A 21,919-nucleotide genomic window follows, 5' to 3' on the forward strand; every position below is an offset into this window, starting at 1 on the left:
CGGGAGGGGAGGCGAGCGCGGTTGATGGAGCCGGGCGGCTCCATGGATGTGGGCCTTGATTAAATCTGCCGAAAGTGTGTTTCGTCAATAGTTGGCAAGTCATCTATTTTGATGTGCTTCCTCAAATTCGCGTGTCGGGTTAGAGCTTGCAGGCAAGCGAGGTGAGGAGGAATGACCATGACGAACGAAAAACGGCTCGATGCCGTGACAGCGGATGTCATTCGGCCGTTCAACAAGACTGAGGCCAAGGCGTCGATGACAGCGCTGAAGGAGATGGCCGGTGCCGAGCCTGCCATTGCGGCACTGCTTTCCGAAGAAACGCCGCTCAGGGATTTTGTCGTTTCGGTCTTCAGCCTGTCGCCTTATCTACGCGAGACGGCAACGATCACGCCTTCCATCCTTTCCGCCGCCATCGGTGAACCACTGGACGAGTTGCTGGTCCGAGTTGTCGAACGTGCTCGCAACTGCTGGCGGCCGGCTGAGGGTGGCAGTGTGCCTTCCGAAGCCGAGGTGATGGTGGCATTGCGGCGCGCTAAACGCGAGGCCGCCTTCGTGATCGCCATCGCTGATCTGGCACGCATGTTTTCCGCCTTCGATACGACGCGCTGGCTGACGGCGCTGGCCGATGCTTGCGTTGCGGCGGCGATCGATCATCTGCTGCTCAATGCGCATGGTTCGGGAAAACTGCAGCTCACCGATCCCGGCGACCCGAGCCGCGGCAGTGGTCTGGCGGTGATCGGCATGGGCAAGCATGGCGCCGGCGAACTCAACTATTCCTCCGATATCGATATCGTCGTGTTTTACGAGATCGATACGGGCACGATTCCCGATCCGCTCGATGCATCAGAAACCTATGGGCGGATGATGCGCCGGCTGGTGCGCATCATGCAGGAGCGCACCGGTGAGGGTTATGTTTTTCGCACCGATCTGCGGCTGCGGCCCGACCCCGGTTCGACACCGCTTGCCGTCTCCATGGATGCGGCGATGATCTATTACGAAGGCAGGGGCCAGAACTGGGAGCGCGCCGCCTATATCAAGGCGCGCCCGGTGGCCGGAGATATCGAGGCGGGCACGCTGTTTCTCAAACAGCTGCAGCCTTTCGTGTTCCGCAAATATCTCGATTACGCGGCGATTGCCGACATTCACGGCATCAAGCGGCAGATCCATGCACACAAGGGTTATGGTGACATCGCGGTGAAGGGCCATGACGTCAAGCTGGGGCGCGGCGGCATTCGCGAGATCGAGTTTTTCGTGCAGACGCAGCAGCTGATTGCCGGTGGACGCATGACCGATCTGCGCTCGCGCCGCACTGATGAGACGCTGGCGGCACTGGCGCAGGCGCGCTGGATCACGCCGGTGGTGGAACGTGAACTGATGGCGGCCTACTGGTTCCTGCGGGATGTGGAACACCGTATCCAGATGGTGCGTGACGAACAGAGCCACAAACTGCCGACCACCGAAGCCGAATTGAAGCGCATCGCGCTGATGATGGGCTTCGCCGACACGACCGCGTTTTCGGCCCGCATGGATACGGTGCTTCGAACCGTCGAGCGTTGTTATGCGCGTCTGTTCGAAAAGGAACCGGAAGGCGGCGAGGGCAAAATCTCGCTGGTGTTTGCTGCGGGGCAGGATGATCCAAAAACGCTGGAGTATCTGGAGAAGATCGGTTTCGAGAGACCATCCGTCATGTCCGGTGTCATTCGTGGCTGGTATGCCGGTCGTTATCGCGCCATGCAGTCTGCGGAAGCGCGCGAACGGCTGACGGCGCTGATGCCGGATCTTCTCGCCGCTTTTGCTGCCGGCAAGAGGCCGGACGATGTTCTGCTTCGTTTCGACAGTTTTCTCTCCGGTCTGCCGGCGGGCATCCAGCTGTTTTCGCTGCTCGGAAACAACCCGGCCATCCTGTCGCTGCTCGTCACTATCCTGTCTTCCGCGCCACGTCTCGCCGATATCATCGCCGCGCGGCCGCATGTGTTCGACGGATTGCTCGATCCACGCCTGATGACGGAAATGCCGACAAAGGCGGATATGAAGGGGCGGCTCACCAATTTTCTGAGCGGTTCGGTTCATCATGAGGATGTGCTGGACCGCTTGCGGATTTTTGCCGCTGAACAGCGTTTTCTGATCGGCGTGCGGCTGTTGACCGGGGCGATTTCGGCGGATGTTGCTGCGCGCGGATTTACCGAGCTTGCCGATCTTCTGATCGAACAGGCGCTCGCCGCCGTTCTGCGCGAGATGGAAGGTGCCCACGGCACCTATCCGGGCGGGCGGGTGATTGTGCTCGGCATGGGCAAGCTTGGAAGCTTTGAGCTGACCGCCGGCTCCGATGTCGATCTCATCCTGCTTTACGATTATGACGACAGCGCCGAGGAATCCTCCGGTCCAAAGCCGCTCGATTCCATGCGCTATTTTTCCCGACTGACACAGCGGCTGATCGCGGCACTTTCCGCGCCGACGGCTGAAGGCATCGTGTTCGAGGTGGACCTGCGGCTACGCCCCTCCGGCAACAAAGGGCCGGTGGCGACACGCATCAACGCGTTTGGCAAATATCAGCGGGAAGAGGCCTGGACCTGGGAACATCTGGCACTGACACGGGCGCGAACAATCTGCGGCGAAGACAGTCTGCGCGCAGAAGCGGATGCGATCATCGACGCGGTGCTTTCGCAGAAACGCGATGTGCCTAAGGTGACGGCTGAGGTGGCCGAGATGCGGGCGCTGATCGCCCAGGAAAAGCCGCCCAAGGATATCTGGGACTTCAAGCTGATTGCCGGCGGTCTGGTGGATATCGAGTTCATTGCGCAATATCTGCAATTGATTGCACCGGCGCGGGGTGTCGATGTGGACACGGGTGGGCTGAGCACGGCAGAGGCGTTAAAAGCGCTGGGCGATAAAATGATGACGCCGGGTGATCTCGATACGGCGCTTGAGGCGCTCACGTTGTTCACGGCGCTGTCGCAGACGGTGCGGCTATGCATCGACGGCGATTTCAACCCGCGCGAGGCGCCGCAGGGGCTGATCGAACAGCTGTGCCGGGCAGGGGACTGCCCGGACCTGAAAACGCTGGAGGGTGAGGTGAAGCGGCTGTCGAAGGCGGGGCGGGAGATTTTCAAATCCTGTCTGCAAGAAACGGGCGCTCTATAGAGCATAGGCGGGAAATTAATTACTTAAGGTTGTAATTTCTCTTTTCAAGAATTGATAAATGTGATCTTCTGTCGCAAATATTACTGGGGAGGTTTACATGCCTAATGGAGTAACAAATGCCGGTGCCATTTCGTTTTCTGCCGGTGAGACGGATCTTCGTTATCCTGGCCGGCCTGTCGTGCGTGGTGAATTCGACTCGCTGGCCGTTCGTCGCATTCAGGACCGCCTGAACCAGACGTTGAAGGCCGGGCTTTTGCCCGATGGCGATTTCGGCGAGGCGACCGAGAATGCGGTCCGTCTGTTCCAGGCAAGACATTCGGGGGTCGGCGGAGCCGAGCTGGAGATCGATGGCGAGGTTGGCGAAACGACATGGGCGGCATTGTTCGGTGCCGAAACCGTGCCGACGTTCCAGGTCCTGCCCGCGCGCGGGGATGCGCGCAGCTTTGTGATTGCAATGGCCGCTTCGCAGATTGGCGTCACCGAACAGCCGATCGGTTCGAACCGCGGCCCGCGCGTCGATGACTATATTCGTGCTGCCGGTCTGGATCCGACAAAGGGCGATTATCCCTGGTGCGTGTGCTTTCTGCAGTGGGTGTTCCAGAAAGCTGAGGCAAGTTCGGGGACGGCCTTCGACGTGCCGAAAACGGCCGGTGTCCATGCATTGTGGACGATGCGCGCGGCAGCCAAGTCGGTTGTCACGGCTGATGCCGCAAACCCGGCGCTGATCAAGCCGGCGATGATTTTCCTGCTGGATACCGGGGGTGGCAAGGGGCACGCCGGCCTTGTCGAATCCATAGATGGGGATCGTCTGATCACGATCGAAGGCAATACCAATGATGGCGGCTCCCGCGAGGGATACGGTGTGTTCCGCCGCCGTAGCCGCAAGGTCACGATGGGCGGCCTGCTTGGTTATCTGGATTTTTGTGGCTGACGATCGATGCGGTGACGTTGGGGATATGATAGCCGGGGGCTGACATGGCAGGGAAAATATCGGGAAATGGCAATGTTCCTGCCAACGTCAAAGCTGAGCGAGGTTTTATCAACTGGCTCGCGGTGATAGTGTTTTTGTGCTCGTTCGTGGGTCTGCTCGGTGTGGCTGCCGGCGCTGTATTCTACGGACAACCCGGCGAGCAGACCTTTAATATTCTGACACCATTGTTTGGGACCTGGGTCGGAACGGTCCTGACCTTCTATTTCACCCGCGAAAATTTCAAGGAAGCAAACGATGCCGTTTCCAAAATCATGGAGCGTGTAACGCCGGCGCAGGTTATCGACCAAATGCCGGTGCGCGACGCCATGAAACCGCGTGCCAAAATCCAGGGCCATATCCTCAAGGAAAACGGCGAGGAGGACACGCTTCGCCTGTCCAAGCTGCGTGATCTCATCCGCGAAGGATGCTCCCGTATCCTGATCTTTGCCGCCGACGGCACGATCAAATACGTCATCCACGAAAGCACCTTGAACAAGTTTATCGCGGATCGGATCCTGCATTCAGCCGGCCAGACTGCGCCGCAGCAGAACCCGGTGGACGCCACACTTGCCCAGTTGCTACTTTACAAGCCGGTTGAAGGCAAGCTCAGCATGGCCGAAACCGTCAGGCTTTTCTCTTTTGTCGGCGAGGCCGCAACACTTGCAGATGCCCGTGTAGCGATGACGTCAACGCCCGGCTGCGAGGATGTCTTTGTCACCAAGACTGGCAAGGCAAGCGAACCAGTGCTTGGCTGGCTTACCAATAGCGATATCACACGACAGATTTGACCGGAAAAGTGCGGACGGGGAAATGATTTCAACCAGCCCGTCTCTGCATCGGCAAGGCCGGCAGTTTGCGGTGCGGGATGAACAGTGACACGACCGTGCCCTTGCCCATCAGCGAACGGATTCGCATGCGGCCGCCATGGAGCGCAACGAGCGAGCGGGAAATGGCAAGGCCGAGGCCCGAGCCGCCCTTGCTCTTGGCATACTGGCTCTGCACCTGTTCGAACGGCTGGCCGATCTTGCTCATCGCCGCCTTCGGGATGCCGATGCCGGTATCGGCAATCGTCAGCATCAGGCCCTTGTCGGTGCGATGAGCACGCAGTTCAACGTGGCCACCCTTGTCGGTGAATTTCACCGCATTGGACAGGAGGTTGAGCAGGATCTGTTTCATGGCGCGGCGATCACCCACCATGGACAGGCCATCGGCGAGACGGTGGTTGAAGCTGACGCCCTTTTCCTGCGCAAGAATGGCGGTGAGACGCAGGCTTTCCTCGATCAGCGGCGTCAGGTCCATGCGCTCGGCCTGCACCATCATATGGCCCGCCTCGATCTTCGACATGTCGAGAATGTCGTTGATGACGTTCAAAAGATGTTTGCCGCTGTCGTGGATGTCGCGGGCGTATTCGCTGTACTTTGGCGAGCCGACCGGGCCGAACATGCCGTTCACCAGAACCTCGGAGAAGCCGAGAATGGCATTGAGCGGCGTGCGCAGCTCATGGCTCATATTGGCGAGAAATTCGGATTTCGCCTTGTTGGCGGCTTCTGCGCGGTCCTTTTCGGCCTGATAATTGTTGTTGGCCAGCGAAAGCTCGGCCTTTTGGCGCTCCAGCTTCTTCTGCGAGGAAGAAAGATCCCCGATCGTCGCCATCAGGCGGCGTTCGCTTTCGCGCAGGCGTTCCTGGTTGCGTTTCAGCAGCGAGATATCCGTGCCGACCGACACCATGCCGCCATCGCGGGTGCGGCGCTCGTTGATCTGCAGCCAGCGGCCATCGGCAAGCTGCACTTCCGTGGTGCGCGAAAAACCGCTGACATCGGGATCGGCCACCCGGCGTTCAACGACGGGACGGGCGGCGGCCAGCATCAGCTTGCTGCGCTCGGTGCCGGGCACGAGGACATTGTCGGGCAGGCCGTAAGCCTGCTGGTAATGCTCGTTGCACATCACGAGACGATCGTTTTTGTCCCAAAGCACAAAGGCTTCCGAGGTGCATTCGATCGCGTCGGCAAGACGCTGGTCGGCTTCGGCGTATCGCTGGGCGAGACGATGCTGTTCGGTGACATCCATGGCAATGCCAATGACGTGGGTCTTGCCCTGTCCGGTTTCCATCACCTGCGCACGCGCTCGCATCCAGACATAATGGCCGGCGGCGTGACGCATGCGAAAAACCTGGTCTATCTGCTTGGCATTGCCGCGACCGACGGCGCGGGCAAGTGCGAACAGGTTGCCGTCGGCCGGATGCATCATGCGGGCGGCATCACTGAAGGAGAGCATGTTGTCGCCCGGTGGCAGGCCGAGCATTTCATACATCGACCGCGACCAGTAGAGCCGGCGGTTCGGCAGATCGAAATCCCACAACCCGCAGCGACCGCGTGACAAGGCCGTTTCAACACGCAGGTTGGATTCGAGAAAGATCTCGTCGGCATCGCGGGCGCGTTTCACCTGCATGTAATAGGCGTAAAGCACGATCAACAGAATGGCGGAAATGCCGGCGAAAAGGGTGACGTTGAGGGAAACCTGCTGGCGCCACAGGGCATTTGCCTCCACCAGCGACTGGGCGGAGATAATCAGCCCGCCATCGGTGCCGACCGGGCGAATGGCGGCGTAGAGCGGCATGTCGTCGAACACGGTTTCGATGATGCCGTCCTGATCGTCGAAACGGCGCACAGCCGCGGTTTCGGGCAGAAGCGCATCGAGGCGACGACCGATATAAGGCGCGGCACCGGATGAGCCTCCGAAAATGGTTCCGGACGCATTGACGAACATGATGAAGGCGCCCGGCTCGAAGCGATCCTTCGGCAGGAAGGCAAACAGCCGGGCTTCGGCAGCGGCGCGATCGCTGCCGGAAAAACTCTGGGCATTGCCGGCAAAGGCGGCGCTGGCGGTGGCGGCGACGAGGCGTGTGGTTTCGCGCGAAGCGCCTTGCAGGCGGTCATGTTCCGACACCAGCGCCAGCAGACGCGAGGCGGCGATGACCATCAGGAAGGCCATGATCAGAAGCGGAATGGACCGCTTCAGAAACATCTCTGCGCGAGGGATACGGCTGGACAGGATGGGACGCAGGGAAAGGCCACCGCCGGAAAGGGCGCTGCGGAGAGCTGCGAAAACAGGAAATTTGAGACGCAGCCGTTCATCGGCCGCGGTTGCCCGCTGCACGTTCGCCATAGTGACCGTTTTTATCCCTCGTGGTGATTCGCAATGCCGCTCGCGAATTGAAGCCAGTGAATCATTAGTGATTCTTCATGTCCAGAGGGGCGGTAATAAATTTTTAACGAATTGATTCCGTTGTGATTCTCGGCCGGTTTGTGACTGGCCTTGAAAGTGTAAGCGATTTTCCTTACATTTCAGCAAGTCATGGAGGTCCAAATGCCGGCTCTGTTGCGAAAAGTCAGCACGATCACTGAAAAGGGTCAGGTAACGATCCCCAAACCCGTGCGGGAAGCACTCGGGCTTGAACTGGGCGGGCGTGTCGCTTTCTGCATCGATGAAAACCGCAATGTGTCGGTCGAGCGCGATGACGTGGATGAAGGCGACCCGTTGATCGATCAGTTCCTTGTTTTTCTGGCGAAGGACATGGAAAAGTATCCCGAACGAATTTCCGGCATTCCACAGGATTTGCGCAATCGCATGCATGCCTTAGTGGGGGATTCCGATGTGGATCTCGACGATCCTATCGAAGGTGATGTGGCGCTCTGATCGATGCTCGTCATTCACGGCTGGACGATTCTTGCTCATCCCCTACTGCTCGATCAGCTGGAAAAGCTGACTGCAGCCGTGGAAGAGCTCGCCCAAAAGAAGCCGGACAGTTATCGGAACAGTGCCAGTACCAAGCTTCTCGCGGCGCTGGTGACTCTGATCTTCGACAAGATCCCGCGAGACCCGGCATCGACGGCCTATGTTCAGGGCAATACGCTCGGTACAAATCGACGCTACTGGTTTCGTACAAAATTTGGAGCGGGGCGATTTCGCCTGTTCTTCCGTTACAGCAGCAGTGCCAAAATCATCATTTTTGCATGGGTGAACGACGAGAATACTCTGCGCACCTACGGCGCGAAAACGGATGCCTATGCGGTGTTCAGAAACATGCTCGAAAGCGGTAATCCGCCGGACGACTGGCCTGAATTGCTTAACGCGGCATCCGGATCGGCGGCAACAAAGCGGTTCGATGAGGCTTTTCGGAAAAGCGCCGAACGGGACACGTAAGCGATTGATATCCGCGGCTTCCCCAGCCGCAAAAAAAACGCCGGGGCAAAACCCCGGCGTCGATCTTGTCCTGACCTGAAAACGATCAGGCCTTGAGCATGCGCTCGACGATGTCGCGCACATCGGTGGAGAGTTGCGGTGCGCGTTCGATCTCCATAAGGGCTGCGCGGGCGTGATCGGCGCGGGCCGATTCCAGCGAGCGCCAGGAGCGCATCGAGGTGAGGATGCGGGCGGCCAGCTGCGGGTTTTTCGGGTCGATCGCAAGGATCTGCGACGCGAGGAAACGATAACCCTCGCCATCGGCGCGGTTGAAGCCGGTGGCGTTGGAGAAGGCGAAAGCGCCGACCAGCGACCGCACGCGGTTCGGGTTATTGGCGTTGAACTTTTCGTCTTCCATCAGCGTTTTCACCCGGGCAAGCGCGCCTTCGCCGGGAATGGTTGCCTGGATCAGGAACCATTTGTCGATGACGAGAGGATTGTCGGCAAACCGCTCGGAGAAGTTCTTCAGCGCGTCCTTGGCCTCACCCGATTCCGGGAAACGGTGGGCGAGCAGCGTCAGTGCCTGGGCAAGGTCCGTCATGTTGTCGGCCTTGGCAAAAGCTTCGGCTGCGCGGGCAGGGGTGTTTTCGGCAAAAGCCAGATAACCGAGTGCGGCATTGCGCAATGCACGCTTGCCGGCACTTGCCGCGTCCGGCGTGAACGCGCCGTCGATGATCATCTCTTCCGTCAGCGACAGGAAGGTGTCGCGGCCGGCGTCTGCGATCAGTGCCAGCACGGCCTGACGGCCGGCATGGATGGCATCGGGATTGTTGTTGCAGCCGAGTTCGCGGGCGATATCGGATTCGCTCGGCAGGGCCAAGGCCTGGGCGCGGAAAGCCGGTTCCAGCCTGGCATCGGCGGTGGCTTCGAGAAGCGCTGCGATGAAGGTGTTATCGCAGGTGACCAGCTTGCCGTCGCGGGCGTCGCTGGTGGCCTGGACGAGGTTCGGCAGAGCGAGATCGGTCAGCGCCTGCCAGCGCGAAAACAGGTCGCTGTCGTGGCGGGCGATGTGGACCAGATCTTCGGTCGGCTGATCGAAGGACAGGTTGATCGGTGCCGAGAAGGAGCGGTTGAGCGAGAGGACCGGACGCGAGGAAATGCCGGTAAAGACAAAAGTCTGGCTGCGTTCGGTGAGATGCAGGACGTCGCCAGTGACTTCGCCACCGGAAACGGACGCCGGTTCGGCGATCGAACCGTTGTCGAGGATCAGCGCGAACGACAGCGGAATGTGCATCGGCTCCTTGTCCGCCTGACCGGGCGTGGCCGGAATGCTCTGCTCCAATGTCAGCGTGAACTTATCCGCATCATAGGCGGTGGAAACGGAGACGAGCGGCGTGCCGGCCTGATGATACCAGCGCGAGAATTGCGACAGGTCGCGGCCATTGGCATCTTCAAAACATTTGACAAAGTCTTCGACGGTGGCGGCATCGCCGTCATGACGTTCGAAATAGAGGTCCATGCCCTTCTTGAAGCCATCCTGACCGAGCAGGGTGGCGATCATGCGGGTGACTTCCGATCCCTTTTCGTAGACGGTCGTCGTGTAGAAATTGTTGATCTCGCGATAGACGGTCGGGCGCACCGGATGGGCCAGCGGGCCGGCATCTTCCGGGAACTGTTCCGATTTCAGGTGGCGCACTTCGGCAATGCGCTTGACCGGACGAGAGCGCATGTCTGCGGAAAACTCGTGGTCGCGGAAAACCGTGAGGCCTTCCTTCAGGCAAAGCTGGAACCAGTCGCGGCAGGTGATGCGGTTGCCGGTCCAGTTATGAAAATATTCGTGGGCGATGATCGCCTCGATATTCGCATAATCCTGGTCGGTCGCGGTTGCCGGGTCGGCCAGAACGTACTTGTCGTTAAAGACGTTGAGGCCCTTGTTCTCCATGGCACCCATGTTGAAGTCGGAGACGGCGACAATCTGGAAAATGTCGAGATCGTATTCGCGGCCAAAACGTTCCTCGTCCCACTTCATGGAGCGCTTCAAGGCATCCATGGCATAGTGGGCGCGGTCTTCCTTGCCGTGCTCGACATAGATTTTCAGCGTGACTTCACGCTCGGACATGGTGACGAACTTGTCTTCGATGACGCCGAGATCGCCGGCGACAAGAGCGAAGAGGTAGCTCGGCTTCGGATGCGGATCGAACCATGCGGCAAAGGCGCGGCCTTCGTCGTAACCGGCGCCGCCCAAAAAGTTGCCATTGGAGAGCATGACCGGGTTGGCCGCCTTGTCACCGATAATGGTGATCGTATAGGGCGCCAGAACATCCGGACGATCCGGGAAATAGGTGATGCGGCGGAACCCTTCCGCCTCGCACTGGGTGCAATAGATGCCGTTGGTGCGGTAAAGGCCCATCAGCTGCGTATTGGCTTCCGGGTTGATATAGGTGGTGACGGTGATCTCGAACGGCGTTTCGGCCGGCAGGTCACGGATCGTCAGCAGTTCCGGCGTGGCATCATACTGGCTGGCCGGCACTTCGCGCTGGTCGAACAGCAGGCCGGACAGTTTCAGCTCGTCGCCATCGAGAACCAGCGGCGCCTTCGGATCGACGCCTTCGCGACGATGGAAAATCAGGCGGGCATCGACCTTTGTATTGGTCGGGTCCAGTTCAAAAGTCAGGTCGACGCGTTCAAGAACAAAGTCCGTCGGACGGTAATCTGCCAGATTGACGATCTGACCCGTGTCTGTGCGCATGATCTTTCCTGGAAATAGCAAATATTAAAGGCGAGTTTCTTGATGTTAGCCAAGAGTTGCCGGGATAATGGCAGCCAAAGCTGAACGATTGCTAAAGTTCTGGAACATCGCGTCAAAATGTTACATGGCGCGTGTGTCTAGTAAATATTGCTAATCAACGATGGTAATGATGGCAAACCATCTTTTTTGATGGGCCATATGTTGATGTTACCCACAGTAACGCCACCAATTGATGTGTATCGATTTGCGGCATAGTGCGGTCGGTCGCGGGTGAAGACAAGTGCTGTCCGCCGGGGAAGGCGGAGGATTCGACAATGGTGTTTGATTTTTATCATTAATACTTGGTTCGCCGTGAAGCGGCCCGACTGGGGCGCATGGCCGCAGTCCTTCCGTTGGCCCATCTTGTGCCATTCGCTATTAATCCGCCGGATCATACCTTCGTAAGAAGATGTGAACTCTTTTTGGCCACATTGATTGGCATACCAACTGATATTTCAATTTATGCCAGGCGGGTTCTCCGGCCTGCCTTCACAACGAGTGCGACATGGCGCCCGAAGCGGTCAATCCCCTCAAGGGGATCGCGTTGAAACTCTTTTCCGTCGTCGCCTTTCTCGGCATGCAGACATGCATCAAGGCGGCCGGTCCCGATGTCGAGGCGGGGCAGGTGACGTTCTTCCGGTCCGCCTTCGCGCTGGTGCCGATCATGGCCTATCTGGCTTTCCGCAGCGATCTGCGCGCCGCCTTCCACACCAACAACCTGTTCGGTCATTTCAAACGCGGTTTTCTCGGCATCGCCTCAATGGGTTTTGGGTTCTACGGCCTCGTACTGCTGCCTTTGCCGGATGCGATCGCCATCGGTTATGCCTCCCCACTGATGGGCGTCGTCTGTGCCGCCATCTTCCTGAAAGAGAAAGTGCGTGTCTATCGCTGGTCGGCAGTGGCGATCGGCATTTTCGGGGTGATGGTGATTTCCTGGCCAAAACTGACCATGTTCGATGATGGTGGCTTCGGCAACACGCAGGCCATCGGCGCCGCTTCGGTGCTGATATCGTCTTTCCTTGCCGGTTTTGCGATGATCCAGACCCGGCAATTGGTGACCACGGAAAAAACCGCGACGATCGTTTTGTATTTTTCGCTATCGGGCGCGATCTTCTCGCTTGTCACCATCCCCTTCGGCTGGTCGACACTGGCTTTCTGGCCAGCGGTATTTCTGATCGGTTCGGGTTTCTGTGGCGGGGTGGGCCAGCTTCTGCTGACCGAGGCCTATCGCAATGCAGATGTCTCGACGGTCGCGCCGTTCGACTACACGTCGATCCTGCTCGGCATCGTCATAGCCTTCATCCTGTTCGGAGATATCCCGACGGTGACCATGCTGATCGGTACGGCGATCACGGTGTCGGCCGGCATCTTCATCATCTACCGCGAACACCAGCTGGGGCTGGAGCGCAAGGCTGCCCGAAAGGCGACACCACCGGCGTGACCGGCACCCGCTTTCAGAAATGAATGCCGGCGTCGGACTGTGGTGCTTTTTTGCTGCGGGTCGAGCGCGTATACTGGCGCGAGGCATTGATGGCCGTGCCGATGTCGCGCAGACTTTCGCGCAGTGAGCGCAGGGGATGGATGCTCATTTTCATGTCGTCACTCCCTTGAAAACGCGCTGGCGTCCGGTCGGGCGCACGATCAACGCGCAGATGCGTGAATGCTCACATCAAGCCCAGAGGGTGGAGACCGATCGTTGGGCCGATGCGGTAGGGTATGCGGTTGCAAACTATGCCGCGTTCTTCAAAACGCGAAATGCGCCAGATCAAATAAACCTGACGCCGTCATCGCGAATAAGAGCCGAATGGCGGATCATTGCCGCCTTAACGATCAACGTTCGCGGAAATCCGCAAAAACGGAAGTCGGGCGCGTCAGCGTGCCGCGACGGGCAAAACCGGCTGCCGTCAACTGCTCGTTCGTGACCGAGCCGAAGTGGTGGCGACCTTCCGTCGTGCGAGCGTAGAGGCCTGCAATCTGAAGCGTTTCAAAACCCGAATGGATCGGGCGGGTGTTCGTGGTCATTGCCTTGGTTCCTTAAACCAGAATTCCTCCCAAGACATGATTTGAATATCGCAGTGCAGCGTGATTTTCGCAATGCACGCAAAAGCCGTGCAGCCATGCGGGATGCGCATGGCTTTTGTCATATTTCTTTAATCGATTGTATTTTTGGCTAGAGATCAGCCAGTCGTGCCTTGAAAACGAGCAGGTCTTGCCAGGCAAGTGCCTTGTTTGCAGGGGCAGCCATGAGATCCTGCGGGTGCAGGCTGGCAAGTGCCGGGATGGTCGAGCCGCCAATGGTGACATCGCGCCAGGAGCCGCGCATGGAAAAGATCGAGGCATCGCCGCCGATCAGGCATTTAGCGGTAAAGTTGCCGAGCAAAAGCATCAGCTTAGGTTCGGCAAGGGCAATCTGGCGCTCGATGAAGGGGCGGCATATTTCCATTTCGGCGGGCGAGGGCGTGCGGTTGCCGGGCGGCCGCCATGGAACGGCATTGGAGAGCAGCACAGTGTCGCGCGTAAGGCCGATGGCGGCCAGCATACGGTCCAGCATCTGGCCCTGACGGCCGGAAAACGGCATGCCGTCGCGGTCGTCGTCGGCATTCGGCATGGGACCGATGACCATGATGCCGGAGGAGGGGGTGCCGCTGGCAAACACGGTGGAGCGGGCGCCGTGCTTGAGATTGCAGCTGCCAAACGCTTCCATAGCGGTCTTCAATTCATCCAGCGAACGGGCGCTGTCGGCGGCAAAACGGGCGGCGGCAATCGCCTGATCATCGGGAATGGCAACGGGCGTGCTGGACGGGCGTGGCGGCGGCGGCGCGCGGCCGGGCAAAACTTTGCCCTGCGCCGGTGCGGCCTGCGGTGCGGAAGCGTCGCCGGATTGTTGCGGGTGCTGTTGCTGCGCCGGAGCCTGTTGCTGCGCGCGGTTTGCCCGCGCCGCCTGCTGCTCGGCAAACTCGGCAATCCGGTCCACCGGCGCGTCTTCCAGCATCCATTCGACGCCCGCATCCGCATAGAAATGCAGAAGGGCGGCAAGCTCTGCTGGGTCGAGATGGCTGGCGCTGGGGTTCATGGCGCTACCCTATAGCACGATGGCTGCGGGTGGAAACCGTCTTGGCCGGGCTATACCCGGAATGTCCGGATTTAAGCCGCAGCGAGGCGTTGCTGCAAACGTTCTTCAGCCTGCCACGTTCTGGCGCGTCTCAACGGGACGGCTTCCGTAAAAATGTTGCGGCAGCGGAATTCGGCGGGCGATGAAAAGCTCAGATAGCCGCGCACCGCTTGGTCCTCTTGCGTAAACCACGGACTGTCGAGGCAGCGATCCTGTCCATTGCTCCAGGCAGGAATGCTGCCAAGCCGATAGCGTTTCGACAGATAATCGGCGCTGGCGGCATAAAAGGCATTCAGCCGCACATCGTCCAACATCATCGGTTCTTCAAGCAGGCAGGCCTGCATTTGTCTTTGATCTGGCCGGTCATAAAAATGATCGAGGAATTCCGAGAACTGTTTGACCGGATCTGCTCCGGCCACCACGCGTTCAGAGACCTCGCGAAGGGTAGACGGGCGCATTGTCTTCCTCCCTTTCGAAATGGAACATCCGCTGCAGCAGGAAACGCTTGTCGTTATGTCCCGCCGACATGGGGAAATATCTTGCCATAATATCCATGGCGCCGTCGACGTCGGCAATTTTGTTGACGGTCAGAAGATTCTGGATGTCGTTTTGCTCCTGTTCGCCCTTGGAAGGGTCGAGAACACGCATGGCCTTCAGCTTCAGGGCCAGCATGTATTCGGCGGTGGGCACATAGACGCGAAGGCCTGCCGTTTCTCCGGTCCGGGGAAAGGTGCCATATTCCCAGTGATCGCGTCTTTCGTGGCGAGCCGGCTGAGATGGAAGGCGACGGCATCGTTCAGCCAGTTTTCGCCTTCCTTGAAGCCCAGTTGCAAAGCAATTGTAGCAACTGCTGCGTCAAACCAATCCGGCTTGTCCTCACCCAAAGGGGCGATGTCGACATCGCCGGTGGCAAAGCGGAAATTGCTGGCAAACATCAGGGCAGAGCCACCATAGACCACGATATCGATCATCGTGCCATGTTTGGCTGCTTGCGTGCCAAGCCGGTCGAATGCTTCGAGAAGCATGGTGCGATCTATGTCTTTATGCCCATCCATAAACCGTCTCGCCGGGTTCGCTAAGCGACGTTAGCATGAGCATTGCAGAAATGCAGGAGGGGATGCTTTACGCCGACCATTCCTCCACATCACCGCTTTCGCCGATCAGCGCCAGACCGTGGGCGATCGACAGCAATTCGCCGCCGCTTTCGATCTTCGAGGCATCGAACCGTTCGGTAAAGATTTTTCGCACAGCCGGCACGAAGGAGGTGCCGCCGGTCAAGAACACCTTGTCGACCTGATCGGCGGAGGTGTTGGTCTTGGTCAGCACGTCGTCGAGCGCACCTTCGATCTTTGCCAGATCGTCGGCGATCCAGGTTTCGAAATCGCCGCGCTTGACCGTCTTGTGGCCGGCTTTGCCAAGCGGGGAGAAGTGGAATTCCGCCTCTTCGGCCGCAGAGAGCGCCATCTTGGTGGCCGAGATCGCCTGATAGAGCGGATACCCCTCGTCATGTTCGACGAGGTCGATGAACAGTTCCAGCTTGTCCGGGTCGGTGGCCGAGCGCACCAGCGATTTCAGATCGGTGAATTCGCGGGTCGTCTTGAAGATCGACAGCTGGTTCCAGCGCGAGAAGTTGGCGTAATAACCGGCCGGAACGTCCAAGAGCTTGTCAAAGCTCTTGAAATGCGTGCCCTTGCCGATTTCCGGCGCCACCAGTTGATCAACCATGCGCGCGTCAAAGTGGTCACCGGCGATGCCGACGCCGGAATGGCCGATCGGCGTTGCCTTCAGCTTGCCGGCGATGCGCTCGAAACGGATCAGCGAATAATCCGTCGTACCGCCGCCGAAGTCGGCGACGAGGACGTTGGCGTCGCTCTTCAGCGTCTGTGCGAAGTAATAGGCGGCTGCGACCGGTTCATAGACGTAGTGGATTTCCGGGAAGCCTAAGCGGGTCAGTGCCGCATTATACCGTTCGGTGGCGAGCGCCGGGTCCGGGTTGGCGCCGGCAAAATGCACCGGGCGGCCGGCCACGAGTCGGGAGATGTCGCTCGGCCATGCGCCGTCCGCGTAGAACTTGAGGCGGTTCAAGAATACTTCCATCAGGTCTTCGAAGGAGTGGCGGCGGGCAAAGACCAGCGTGCCCTGGAAGAGCGGGCTCGCGGCAAAGGTTTTGATCGACTGCAGGAAGCGCGCATCGCCGGGATTGTCGATGAACTGGCGGATGGCGGCCTGACCGGCTTCCACCTTCAGCGCCTGCGCGCCGAGCTGCGCATCCTTCATGAAGGAGAGCGCCGTGCGCATGGAATCCGTCGTGCCGGCGCTGCTGGTGAAGGACATGGAATTGGTGGTGCTGCCGTCCTCAGACAATGCGAGAACAGTATTGGTCGTGCCGAAATCAAGCCCGAGCGCCCGTGACATGGCCGTGCTCCTTAAAACGTCAGAAATGGATGGAACGGGGATGTTCCCCGAACGAATGGGGCCAAGCAAAAGCTGCCCGAAAATCGAGAGCGCGCCTGATGCCACAGAGGCGCGCGGATGGCAAGTCTTCTATATTGTGTCGGCAGGATCGCTTCACGGGCCAAGGTGCGGGCGGTTATGTCCCCGCTATTCGAGAACGAGACGCACATTGTCCTGATCTTCTCGTCCGCCCGGCCCGTGGATCGCGAAAATCTCAATAAGCCAATCAAACACAGTCGGCCCCACGCCGCCTATGGCCCGTTCAAGATCGGATCGGACATGCGCGCGGTTGTCCGGATGGCATTTTTCCAGCCTGAACTGAAGCTGTCGTATTGTTTCAGGATAACCGAGAGATTTTCTCGCCTCTGCCGAATGTGTCCATCTCAGCGTGAAGCCGTCGTCAGGCGTTCCAAATCCGCCTCTCAGGACATCGTTGAAGGCATCGAGATTTCTGCCCCAAGTCGTGTCCAGCGCAACATTCTCAAACTCTTCAAAAAACGCTGACAGTGAAACAGTGCGACGCCCATCGATAATGTATTCCTGCTGCATGGTGGAAATCTAATCCGGGGCAAGTGGAGTGGCAAGTTTATGTGGTGATGAGGAGAGTGGTCAGGACTTCAAAGGTCGTTCGTCGCCACCGTTGCCGTTTTCCGCCGCCTGTTCCAGCAACCAGCTCCGGAATACCTGCATGGCGGGTGTCACCCTGCGCGACTTAAGCCGCGTCAGCCAGTATTTGCCACGCGATACGGTGATGTCGAACGGCTGTTCGATGGCGCCGGTGGTGATCTGGCGGGAAAACATCAGTGGCGGTGCCAGTGCCACGCCAAAACCCTGCAGCGCGGCATCCACCATCAGGATCGAACTGTCGAAGACAGGGCCACGGATCGGTGGCGCGGTGATGCCGGCCTGTTCGAACCAGCCCGGCCATTCATCCGTGCGGTAGGAGCGCAGAAGGCGGTGCCGGATAATATCCTCCGGTTTTTTCAGTTCGCGCGCGACTGAGGGCAGGCAAAGCGCCGAAAGCGGCGTTTCGAACAGCGGTTCGGCATCGATGTCATGCCATGCGCCATTGCCGAAACGGATCGAATAATCCAGCCCCTCGGCGGCGATATCGACGCGGTTGTTGTTGGTAGAGAGCCTGATGTCGATGAACGGATGGCGCTCGGTAAAATCGTCGAGCCGGGGCAGAAGCCAGCCGATGGCAAATGTGCCGACGGCGCCGACTGTCAGGACTTCACGCAGGTGTCCGCCTTCGAAGCGGTCCAGCATGCCGGCCATGCGGTCGAAGGATTCCTGCAGAATCGGCAGCATCGCCAAACCCTCTTCGGTGATCATCAGCCCGCGCGGCAGACGGCGGAAGAGCGTGACGCCGATGCGTTCTTCCAGCAATTTGACCTGATGGCTGACGGCGGCCTGTGTGACGTGCAGTTCAATCGCGGCGCGGGTAAAGCTGAGGTGGCGGGCGGCGGCCTCGAAGGCACGCAGGGCATTGAGTGGCAGATGCGGGCGAACCATAGTGATGACCTAGATTAATTTATGGCTCACCGCAGATATCATCGTTTGATCGGCGCCTGCAACAGGCCCTAGAAAAGCCGTCAGGAAACCCGGAGAGATTTTTCATGATGATTTTCAGACGATCCTGTCTTGCGGCCGTGTCCCTCGGAATTGCTGCCTTCGCGGCCGGTCTTTCGGCTGCGTCCGCCGCCGAGAAGGTGGAATGCACGGTTGTCATCGACGCCAAGAGCGGTAAGCAGATCTATCGTAAGGGTACCTGCGACCGGCAGTTTTATCCGCAGTCGACCTTCAAGCTGCCTTTGGCCATGATGGGTTATGATGCCGGTATCCTGACCGATGCACAAAACCCGCGCTGGCCTTATCAGACAAAATTCAACCGCTCCAAGCGCGAACAGCAGGACACGGATCCGACCATCTGGGAGCGGGATTCGATCGTGTGGTATTCGCAGGAAATTACGCGAAAACTCGGCAAAAAGGCATTTGGCGATTACGTGCGTGGTTTCGGTTATGGCAATGCGGATGTCACCGGCGGACCGGGTAATACGGATGGTCTGACCGAATCCTGGCTGATGTCGTCCTTGAAAATTTCGCCGGATGAGCAGGTGGCGTTTCTCAAACGTTTTCTTGATGGCAAGCTGCCTGTCTCGTCGGAAGCGGTGAAAAAGACCAGACAGATCGTGCCGGCCTTCAAGGGCAATGGTGACTGGCACATTCAGGGCAAGACCGGTTCGGGCAGCATGCGCAACAGCGCCGGCAAGGCGGATGGCAGCCGGCCGATCGGCTGGTTCGTCGGCTGGGCGCGGCGGGAAAACCGGGAAGTGATCTTTGCGCGCCTGCTGGTGGACACGAGGCGCCACACCGATACGCCGATCAGTTTTACCGTCCGCGACAGCCTGATCGCCGATCTGCCGCAGATCGTCGGGACACGCTGAAAGCGGCCTCAGATCTGATCTTTGAGATCGCGGTCGATTTCGGCCGCGATTTCCGCATTGCGTGTCCGGGTCATCGCCGGAATGAGAAAGAGATCGACAAGCACCCAGATGCTGACAACCCACCATGTCAGCGTGACGCTGCGAATGCCGATCATCGGAAGCAGAATACCGCCGAGCGTCAGCACCAGAATCACCAGTGCCGACCGATTGTAGCCGAGATAAAAACGATGCAGCCCAAAGCATCCGGCACCGCCGAGCAGTGCCAGAACGTAAGCGATCCACATCGACTTGTAGGCGCGCTTGTAGATCGGCCCCTGAGGCAGTTCCGGCGGCAGGCTGGTGGTGTTTTCCGCGGGGCTCGTATTGTTTTCGCTCACGATAAACTGCCTTGTTTTCCTGCTGGCGGATCGATGACTGCGCTCAGCGCAGAAAACGCCGCGCCGCCCAGATAATTGCCACGCCGACGATGGTGGTGATGACGCCGCGCAAAATCCAGGGGGATTGGTTGATCATGAAACTGGAGGCGGGGTAGGGGAAAACGCCGGTGCCTTGCCCGATCCACAAAAGGCCGGTCAGCGCGGTCAGTATGCCGACGATCACCAGCACTATTGCGGCAAGGCGCATGGTCCCCTCCCTGATAAAATGAAGCCGCATCGTACAACGCGGCTTCGGTGTCGTCATGTCGGAAAATCTTGCCGTATCAGCGGCCGGCCTCGGCATAATACCGGTTGATCAGCGACACCCGATCGTTGTCATCATTGCCGTCATCCAGAAGTTCCAGCCTTGCATCCGCCATCGACATGCTGTCGATCAGGTTGGTGAGAACGCGGTTCTGCGCCAGTTCCATCGCGCGTGTGCGCGCCTCGTCCGTTTCGCCAGCAGCAGGTTCCGACAGCAGCTTTTCATAACCGGCAATCAGATCGGTTATGCGCGTCACGGGATCGGCCTTGATGGGCAATGTCTCGGGTGTCGCGGCTACATCGCCCACGCTGCCGTCATGCTGGCCAGGCGCAACCGGCACTGTTGTGTTGCCGTTCGGGGAAACCGATGGCGCAGGCGTGGCATCGGCCGGGGCCTGCGATTGCGGGCTTTCGCTTCCGGCATCCTCGTCGTGCTCGTCGTCTTCCGGCGGAGCCGTCGCGACAGGCGCGGAAGAGGGCGCTTCCGTTTCGGTTTCCTCGCCGGAATTGACCGGGTGTGATGCAGCCGGTTCGTTTGCCGGTTCCTGCGCGCCCACGTCTTCCGGGCGATCATTGTTGTCGTTCGCTACCGGGGCCGGCGAATAGGTGCCGTCATCATGATCGGTCACCATGTCGTCTTCCGCCGTTTCGTCTTCGGCCGGTTCGGTCGTGCCCGATGTCGGTTCTGACGCAGGTGGTGGCGACGACGGCTGAGTCGTCGGCTGGGTGTTGTTGTTGCTGGGCGGAGGAGAGGACTTTCCTCCTCCGAAGAGTTCTTCGAGCATAATCGTCTCCGATCGAATAATCGGAAAGCCATTAGATTATGCGTATTTAGCCATCATCAATTGACGAAGTGCAATTAAAGTAAAACTTGAAGCGTGCCTGATTTGTATGGCGCCGAGTATGTTTTTTTGTTCGGCGCCACAGTATTTCACAAGTCGTTTCGAGGTATTTGCGATAATTGATCGTATTTTGGGCTCAGATGGATTTGGCCGCGCCGCCATCCACGCGCAGCATCGAGCCGGTAATATAGCTTGCCGGTTCCGAGCACAGGAAGGCGCCAGCCGCGGCGAATTCCTCGACCTTGCCGAGGCGGCCGGCGGGAATCGTCTTCAGCGAGGCGGCGCGGATTTCTTCGACGCTCTTGCCCTGGCGTTTGGCATTGGCGCCGTCAAGTTCATCAATGCGGTCGGTATGAATGCGGCCCGGCAGCAGCATGTTGACGGTGATGCCGGCATTGGCGACTTCGGTCGACAGCGTCTTGTTCCAGCCGACCAGCGCGGAGCGCAGCGTGTTGGACAGGGCAAGGTTCGGGATCGGCTCGAACACGCCGGAGGAACCGACGGTTAGGATGCGGCCCCATCCCTGTTCCTGCATCTGCGGCAGAAGCGCATTGGTGAGTGCGATCACCTTCAGCACCATGGTCTCGAAGAAGGTGGAAAGCTTGTCGACCGTCATGTCGGTGGCGACGCCCGGCGTCGGGCCGCCGGTATTGTTGACGAGGATGTCGATGCCGCCGAGCTTTTCCTTGACGGCGGTCACCATGGCTTCCACGAAATTTTCATCCGCCAGATCGCCCCAGACCCATTCGGCCTTGCCTTTTCCTTCGGCGTTGATGGCCTTGCAGTTTTCCGCCAGCTTTTCACCCGAACGTCCAACCAGCAGCACGTTCGCGCCTTCGCGCGCCAAAGCCGTTGCAATGCCCAGTCCGAGCCCACGCGAGGAGGCCAGTACGAGGGCGCGCTTGCCGGAAATTCCAAGATCCATTTCGCTTTTCCTTTGTTTGATCGCTCTCCCGAAAGAGAGGTTTGTGTAGTTATAGGCAGCGCATCGATGGACGGAAAGGGAACTTGCGGACGTTGACTTGTGTTTTATATTACGTGAACGTAAACGTAAGAGGCGTGTTGCCGCATGCCGGAAAACGCATGGTTCGCGTCGCTTTGCTGGGTCGACAAGGCCGACCGCTTTTGTCAAAGAAAACGATCACATAAGATGCCTTGGGTGCAGGAAGGGAACGAGACATGACCGAAGCGACAGAGCTTCCCGAACGGGAGATGATGGAATTCGACGTTGTGATCGTCGGCGCCGGTCCTGCCGGCCTTTCGGCTGCGATCCGTCTGAAGCAGATCAACCCGGACCTGTCGG

General features: G+C 59.0%; 23 protein-coding genes. 8 read left to right on the plus strand and 15 right to left on the minus strand.

The genetic code is table 11. The features are described 5' to 3' along the window. Positions 1-171: 171 nt before the first annotated feature. The 3 genes from ACRQ1B_RS23380 to ACRQ1B_RS23390 all read left to right on the plus strand — a co-directional run bounded on the left by ACRQ1B_RS23380 (position 172) and on the right by ACRQ1B_RS23390 (position 4,899). Positions 172-3,141, plus strand: coding sequence for a bifunctional [glutamine synthetase] adenylyltransferase/[glutamine synthetase]-adenylyl-L-tyrosine phosphorylase (locus ACRQ1B_RS23380; protein ID WP_432296526.1), 2,970 nt, complete (start codon positions 172-174; stop codon positions 3,139-3,141). A gap of 97 nt (positions 3,142-3,238) precedes the next feature. Then, positions 3,239-4,072 (plus strand): peptidoglycan-binding protein, encoded by an 834-nt coding sequence (locus tag ACRQ1B_RS23385; protein WP_432296527.1) that lies wholly within the window; start codon positions 3,239-3,241, stop codon positions 4,070-4,072. 44 nt (positions 4,073-4,116) lie between these two features. Next, positions 4,117-4,899: a hypothetical protein gene (locus ACRQ1B_RS23390; RefSeq protein ID WP_432296528.1), complete on the plus strand. Its 783-nt coding sequence runs from the start codon at positions 4,117-4,119 to the stop codon at positions 4,897-4,899. A 28-nt stretch (positions 4,900-4,927) separates the two neighbouring features. Here the strand turns inward: ACRQ1B_RS23390 and ACRQ1B_RS23395 are convergent, their stop codons facing one another. Next, positions 4,928-7,276, minus strand: coding sequence for a PAS domain-containing sensor histidine kinase (locus ACRQ1B_RS23395; RefSeq protein WP_432296529.1), 2,349 nt, complete (start codon positions 7,274-7,276; stop codon positions 4,928-4,930). Positions 7,277-7,477: 201 nt separating this feature from the next. On the opposite strand from ACRQ1B_RS23395, the gene ACRQ1B_RS23400 reads away from it, so the two are divergent. Together ACRQ1B_RS23400 and ACRQ1B_RS23405 are read left to right on the plus strand one after the other, a co-directional pair. Beyond that, positions 7,478-7,807, plus strand: coding sequence for a type II toxin-antitoxin system PrlF family antitoxin (locus ACRQ1B_RS23400; protein ID WP_432296530.1), 330 nt, complete (start codon positions 7,478-7,480; stop codon positions 7,805-7,807). Positions 7,808-7,810: 3 nt separating this feature from the next. After that, a complete protein-coding gene (locus tag ACRQ1B_RS23405) occupies positions 7,811-8,314 on the plus strand; it encodes a type II toxin-antitoxin system YhaV family toxin (protein WP_432296531.1) in 504 nt (167 codons plus the stop codon). Between the two features lie 85 nt (positions 8,315-8,399). Here ACRQ1B_RS23405 and pepN read toward each other — a convergent pair whose 3' ends face one another. After that, the gene (pepN, locus tag ACRQ1B_RS23410) at positions 8,400-11,042 is read right to left on the minus strand and encodes an aminopeptidase N (protein ID WP_432296532.1); all 2,643 of its coding nucleotides are present in this window, start codon (positions 11,040-11,042) and stop codon (positions 8,400-8,402) included. A gap of 544 nt (positions 11,043-11,586) precedes the next feature. Between pepN and ACRQ1B_RS23415 the strand changes: the two genes are divergently transcribed. Beyond that, on the plus strand, positions 11,587-12,522 hold the full coding sequence (locus tag ACRQ1B_RS23415) for a DMT family transporter (protein ID WP_432296533.1): 936 nt from the start codon (positions 11,587-11,589) through the stop codon (positions 12,520-12,522). Between the two features lie 13 nt (positions 12,523-12,535). Here ACRQ1B_RS23415 and ACRQ1B_RS23420 read toward each other — a convergent pair whose 3' ends face one another. The 9 genes from ACRQ1B_RS23420 to ACRQ1B_RS23460 all read right to left on the minus strand — a co-directional run bounded on the left by ACRQ1B_RS23420 (position 12,536) and on the right by ACRQ1B_RS23460 (position 18,162). Next, entirely contained in the window at positions 12,536-12,676 is a 141-nt protein-coding gene (locus ACRQ1B_RS23420) for a hypothetical protein (RefSeq protein WP_432296534.1), read from the minus strand. A gap of 235 nt (positions 12,677-12,911) precedes the next feature. After that, a complete protein-coding gene (locus tag ACRQ1B_RS23425; protein ID WP_432296535.1) occupies positions 12,912-13,103 on the minus strand; it encodes a hypothetical protein in 192 nt (63 codons plus the stop codon). A gap of 148 nt (positions 13,104-13,251) precedes the next feature. Beyond that, on the minus strand, positions 13,252-14,154 hold the full coding sequence (locus tag ACRQ1B_RS23430; RefSeq protein WP_432296536.1) for a uracil-DNA glycosylase: 903 nt from the start codon (positions 14,152-14,154) through the stop codon (positions 13,252-13,254). A 71-nt stretch (positions 14,155-14,225) separates the two neighbouring features. After that, complete coding sequence (locus ACRQ1B_RS23435) at positions 14,226-14,651, minus strand: hypothetical protein (RefSeq protein WP_432296537.1); 426 nt, start codon at positions 14,649-14,651, stop codon at positions 14,226-14,228. Further along, positions 14,620-14,865 carry a hypothetical protein gene (locus tag ACRQ1B_RS23440; protein WP_432296538.1) on the minus strand — a complete coding sequence of 82 codons (246 nt, stop codon included), beginning with the start codon at positions 14,863-14,865 and terminating at the stop codon, positions 14,620-14,622. Before ACRQ1B_RS23440 ends, ACRQ1B_RS23435 begins: the two co-directional genes overlap by 32 nt. Further along, a complete protein-coding gene (locus ACRQ1B_RS23445) occupies positions 14,853-15,164 on the minus strand; it encodes a hypothetical protein (RefSeq protein WP_432296539.1) in 312 nt (103 codons plus the stop codon). The genes ACRQ1B_RS23440 and ACRQ1B_RS23445 overlap by 13 nt, the downstream gene beginning before the upstream one ends. A gap of 151 nt (positions 15,165-15,315) precedes the next feature. Next, positions 15,316-16,608 (minus strand): Hsp70 family protein, encoded by a 1,293-nt coding sequence (locus ACRQ1B_RS23450; RefSeq protein ID WP_432296540.1) that lies wholly within the window; start codon positions 16,606-16,608, stop codon positions 15,316-15,318. A gap of 186 nt (positions 16,609-16,794) precedes the next feature. Continuing rightward, positions 16,795-17,196: a barstar family protein gene (locus ACRQ1B_RS23455; protein WP_432296541.1), complete on the minus strand. Its 402-nt coding sequence runs from the start codon at positions 17,194-17,196 to the stop codon at positions 16,795-16,797. Positions 17,197-17,256: 60 nt separating this feature from the next. Next, positions 17,257-18,162 (minus strand): LysR substrate-binding domain-containing protein, encoded by a 906-nt coding sequence (locus ACRQ1B_RS23460; protein WP_432296542.1) that lies wholly within the window; start codon positions 18,160-18,162, stop codon positions 17,257-17,259. Between the two features lie 107 nt (positions 18,163-18,269). Here ACRQ1B_RS23460 and blaOXA point away from each other — a divergent pair, with 107 nt between their 5' ends. Continuing rightward, positions 18,270-19,094: a class D beta-lactamase gene (gene blaOXA / locus ACRQ1B_RS23465; protein WP_432296560.1), complete on the plus strand. Its 825-nt coding sequence runs from the start codon at positions 18,270-18,272 to the stop codon at positions 19,092-19,094. An 8-nt stretch (positions 19,095-19,102) separates the two neighbouring features. On the opposite strand, the gene ACRQ1B_RS23470 is transcribed toward blaOXA, so the two are convergent. From ACRQ1B_RS23470 to ACRQ1B_RS23485, 4 genes are all read right to left on the minus strand, one after another. Next, positions 19,103-19,471 carry a TM2 domain-containing protein gene (locus ACRQ1B_RS23470; protein ID WP_432296543.1) on the minus strand — a complete coding sequence of 123 codons (369 nt, stop codon included), beginning with the start codon at positions 19,469-19,471 and terminating at the stop codon, positions 19,103-19,105. 43 nt (positions 19,472-19,514) lie between these two features. Next, positions 19,515-19,718 (minus strand): hypothetical protein, encoded by a 204-nt coding sequence (locus ACRQ1B_RS23475; RefSeq protein WP_432296544.1) that lies wholly within the window; start codon positions 19,716-19,718, stop codon positions 19,515-19,517. A 76-nt stretch (positions 19,719-19,794) separates the two neighbouring features. Then, positions 19,795-20,559 (minus strand): prolipoprotein diacylglyceryl transferase, encoded by a 765-nt coding sequence (locus tag ACRQ1B_RS23480; RefSeq protein WP_432296545.1) that lies wholly within the window; start codon positions 20,557-20,559, stop codon positions 19,795-19,797. A gap of 193 nt (positions 20,560-20,752) precedes the next feature. Then, complete coding sequence (locus tag ACRQ1B_RS23485; protein ID WP_432296546.1) at positions 20,753-21,541, minus strand: SDR family oxidoreductase; 789 nt, start codon at positions 21,539-21,541, stop codon at positions 20,753-20,755. A gap of 254 nt (positions 21,542-21,795) precedes the next feature. Here ACRQ1B_RS23485 and ACRQ1B_RS23490 point away from each other — a divergent pair. Beyond that, on the plus strand, positions 21,796-21,919 hold a 124-nt coding region (locus ACRQ1B_RS23490), incomplete at its 3' end, for an FAD-dependent oxidoreductase (RefSeq protein ID WP_432296561.1).

It is taken from the genome of Endobacterium panacihumi (assembly GCF_050847465.1).
In the GTDB taxonomy this organism is placed as follows: domain Bacteria; phylum Pseudomonadota; class Alphaproteobacteria; order Rhizobiales; family Rhizobiaceae; genus Neorhizobium; species Neorhizobium panacihumi.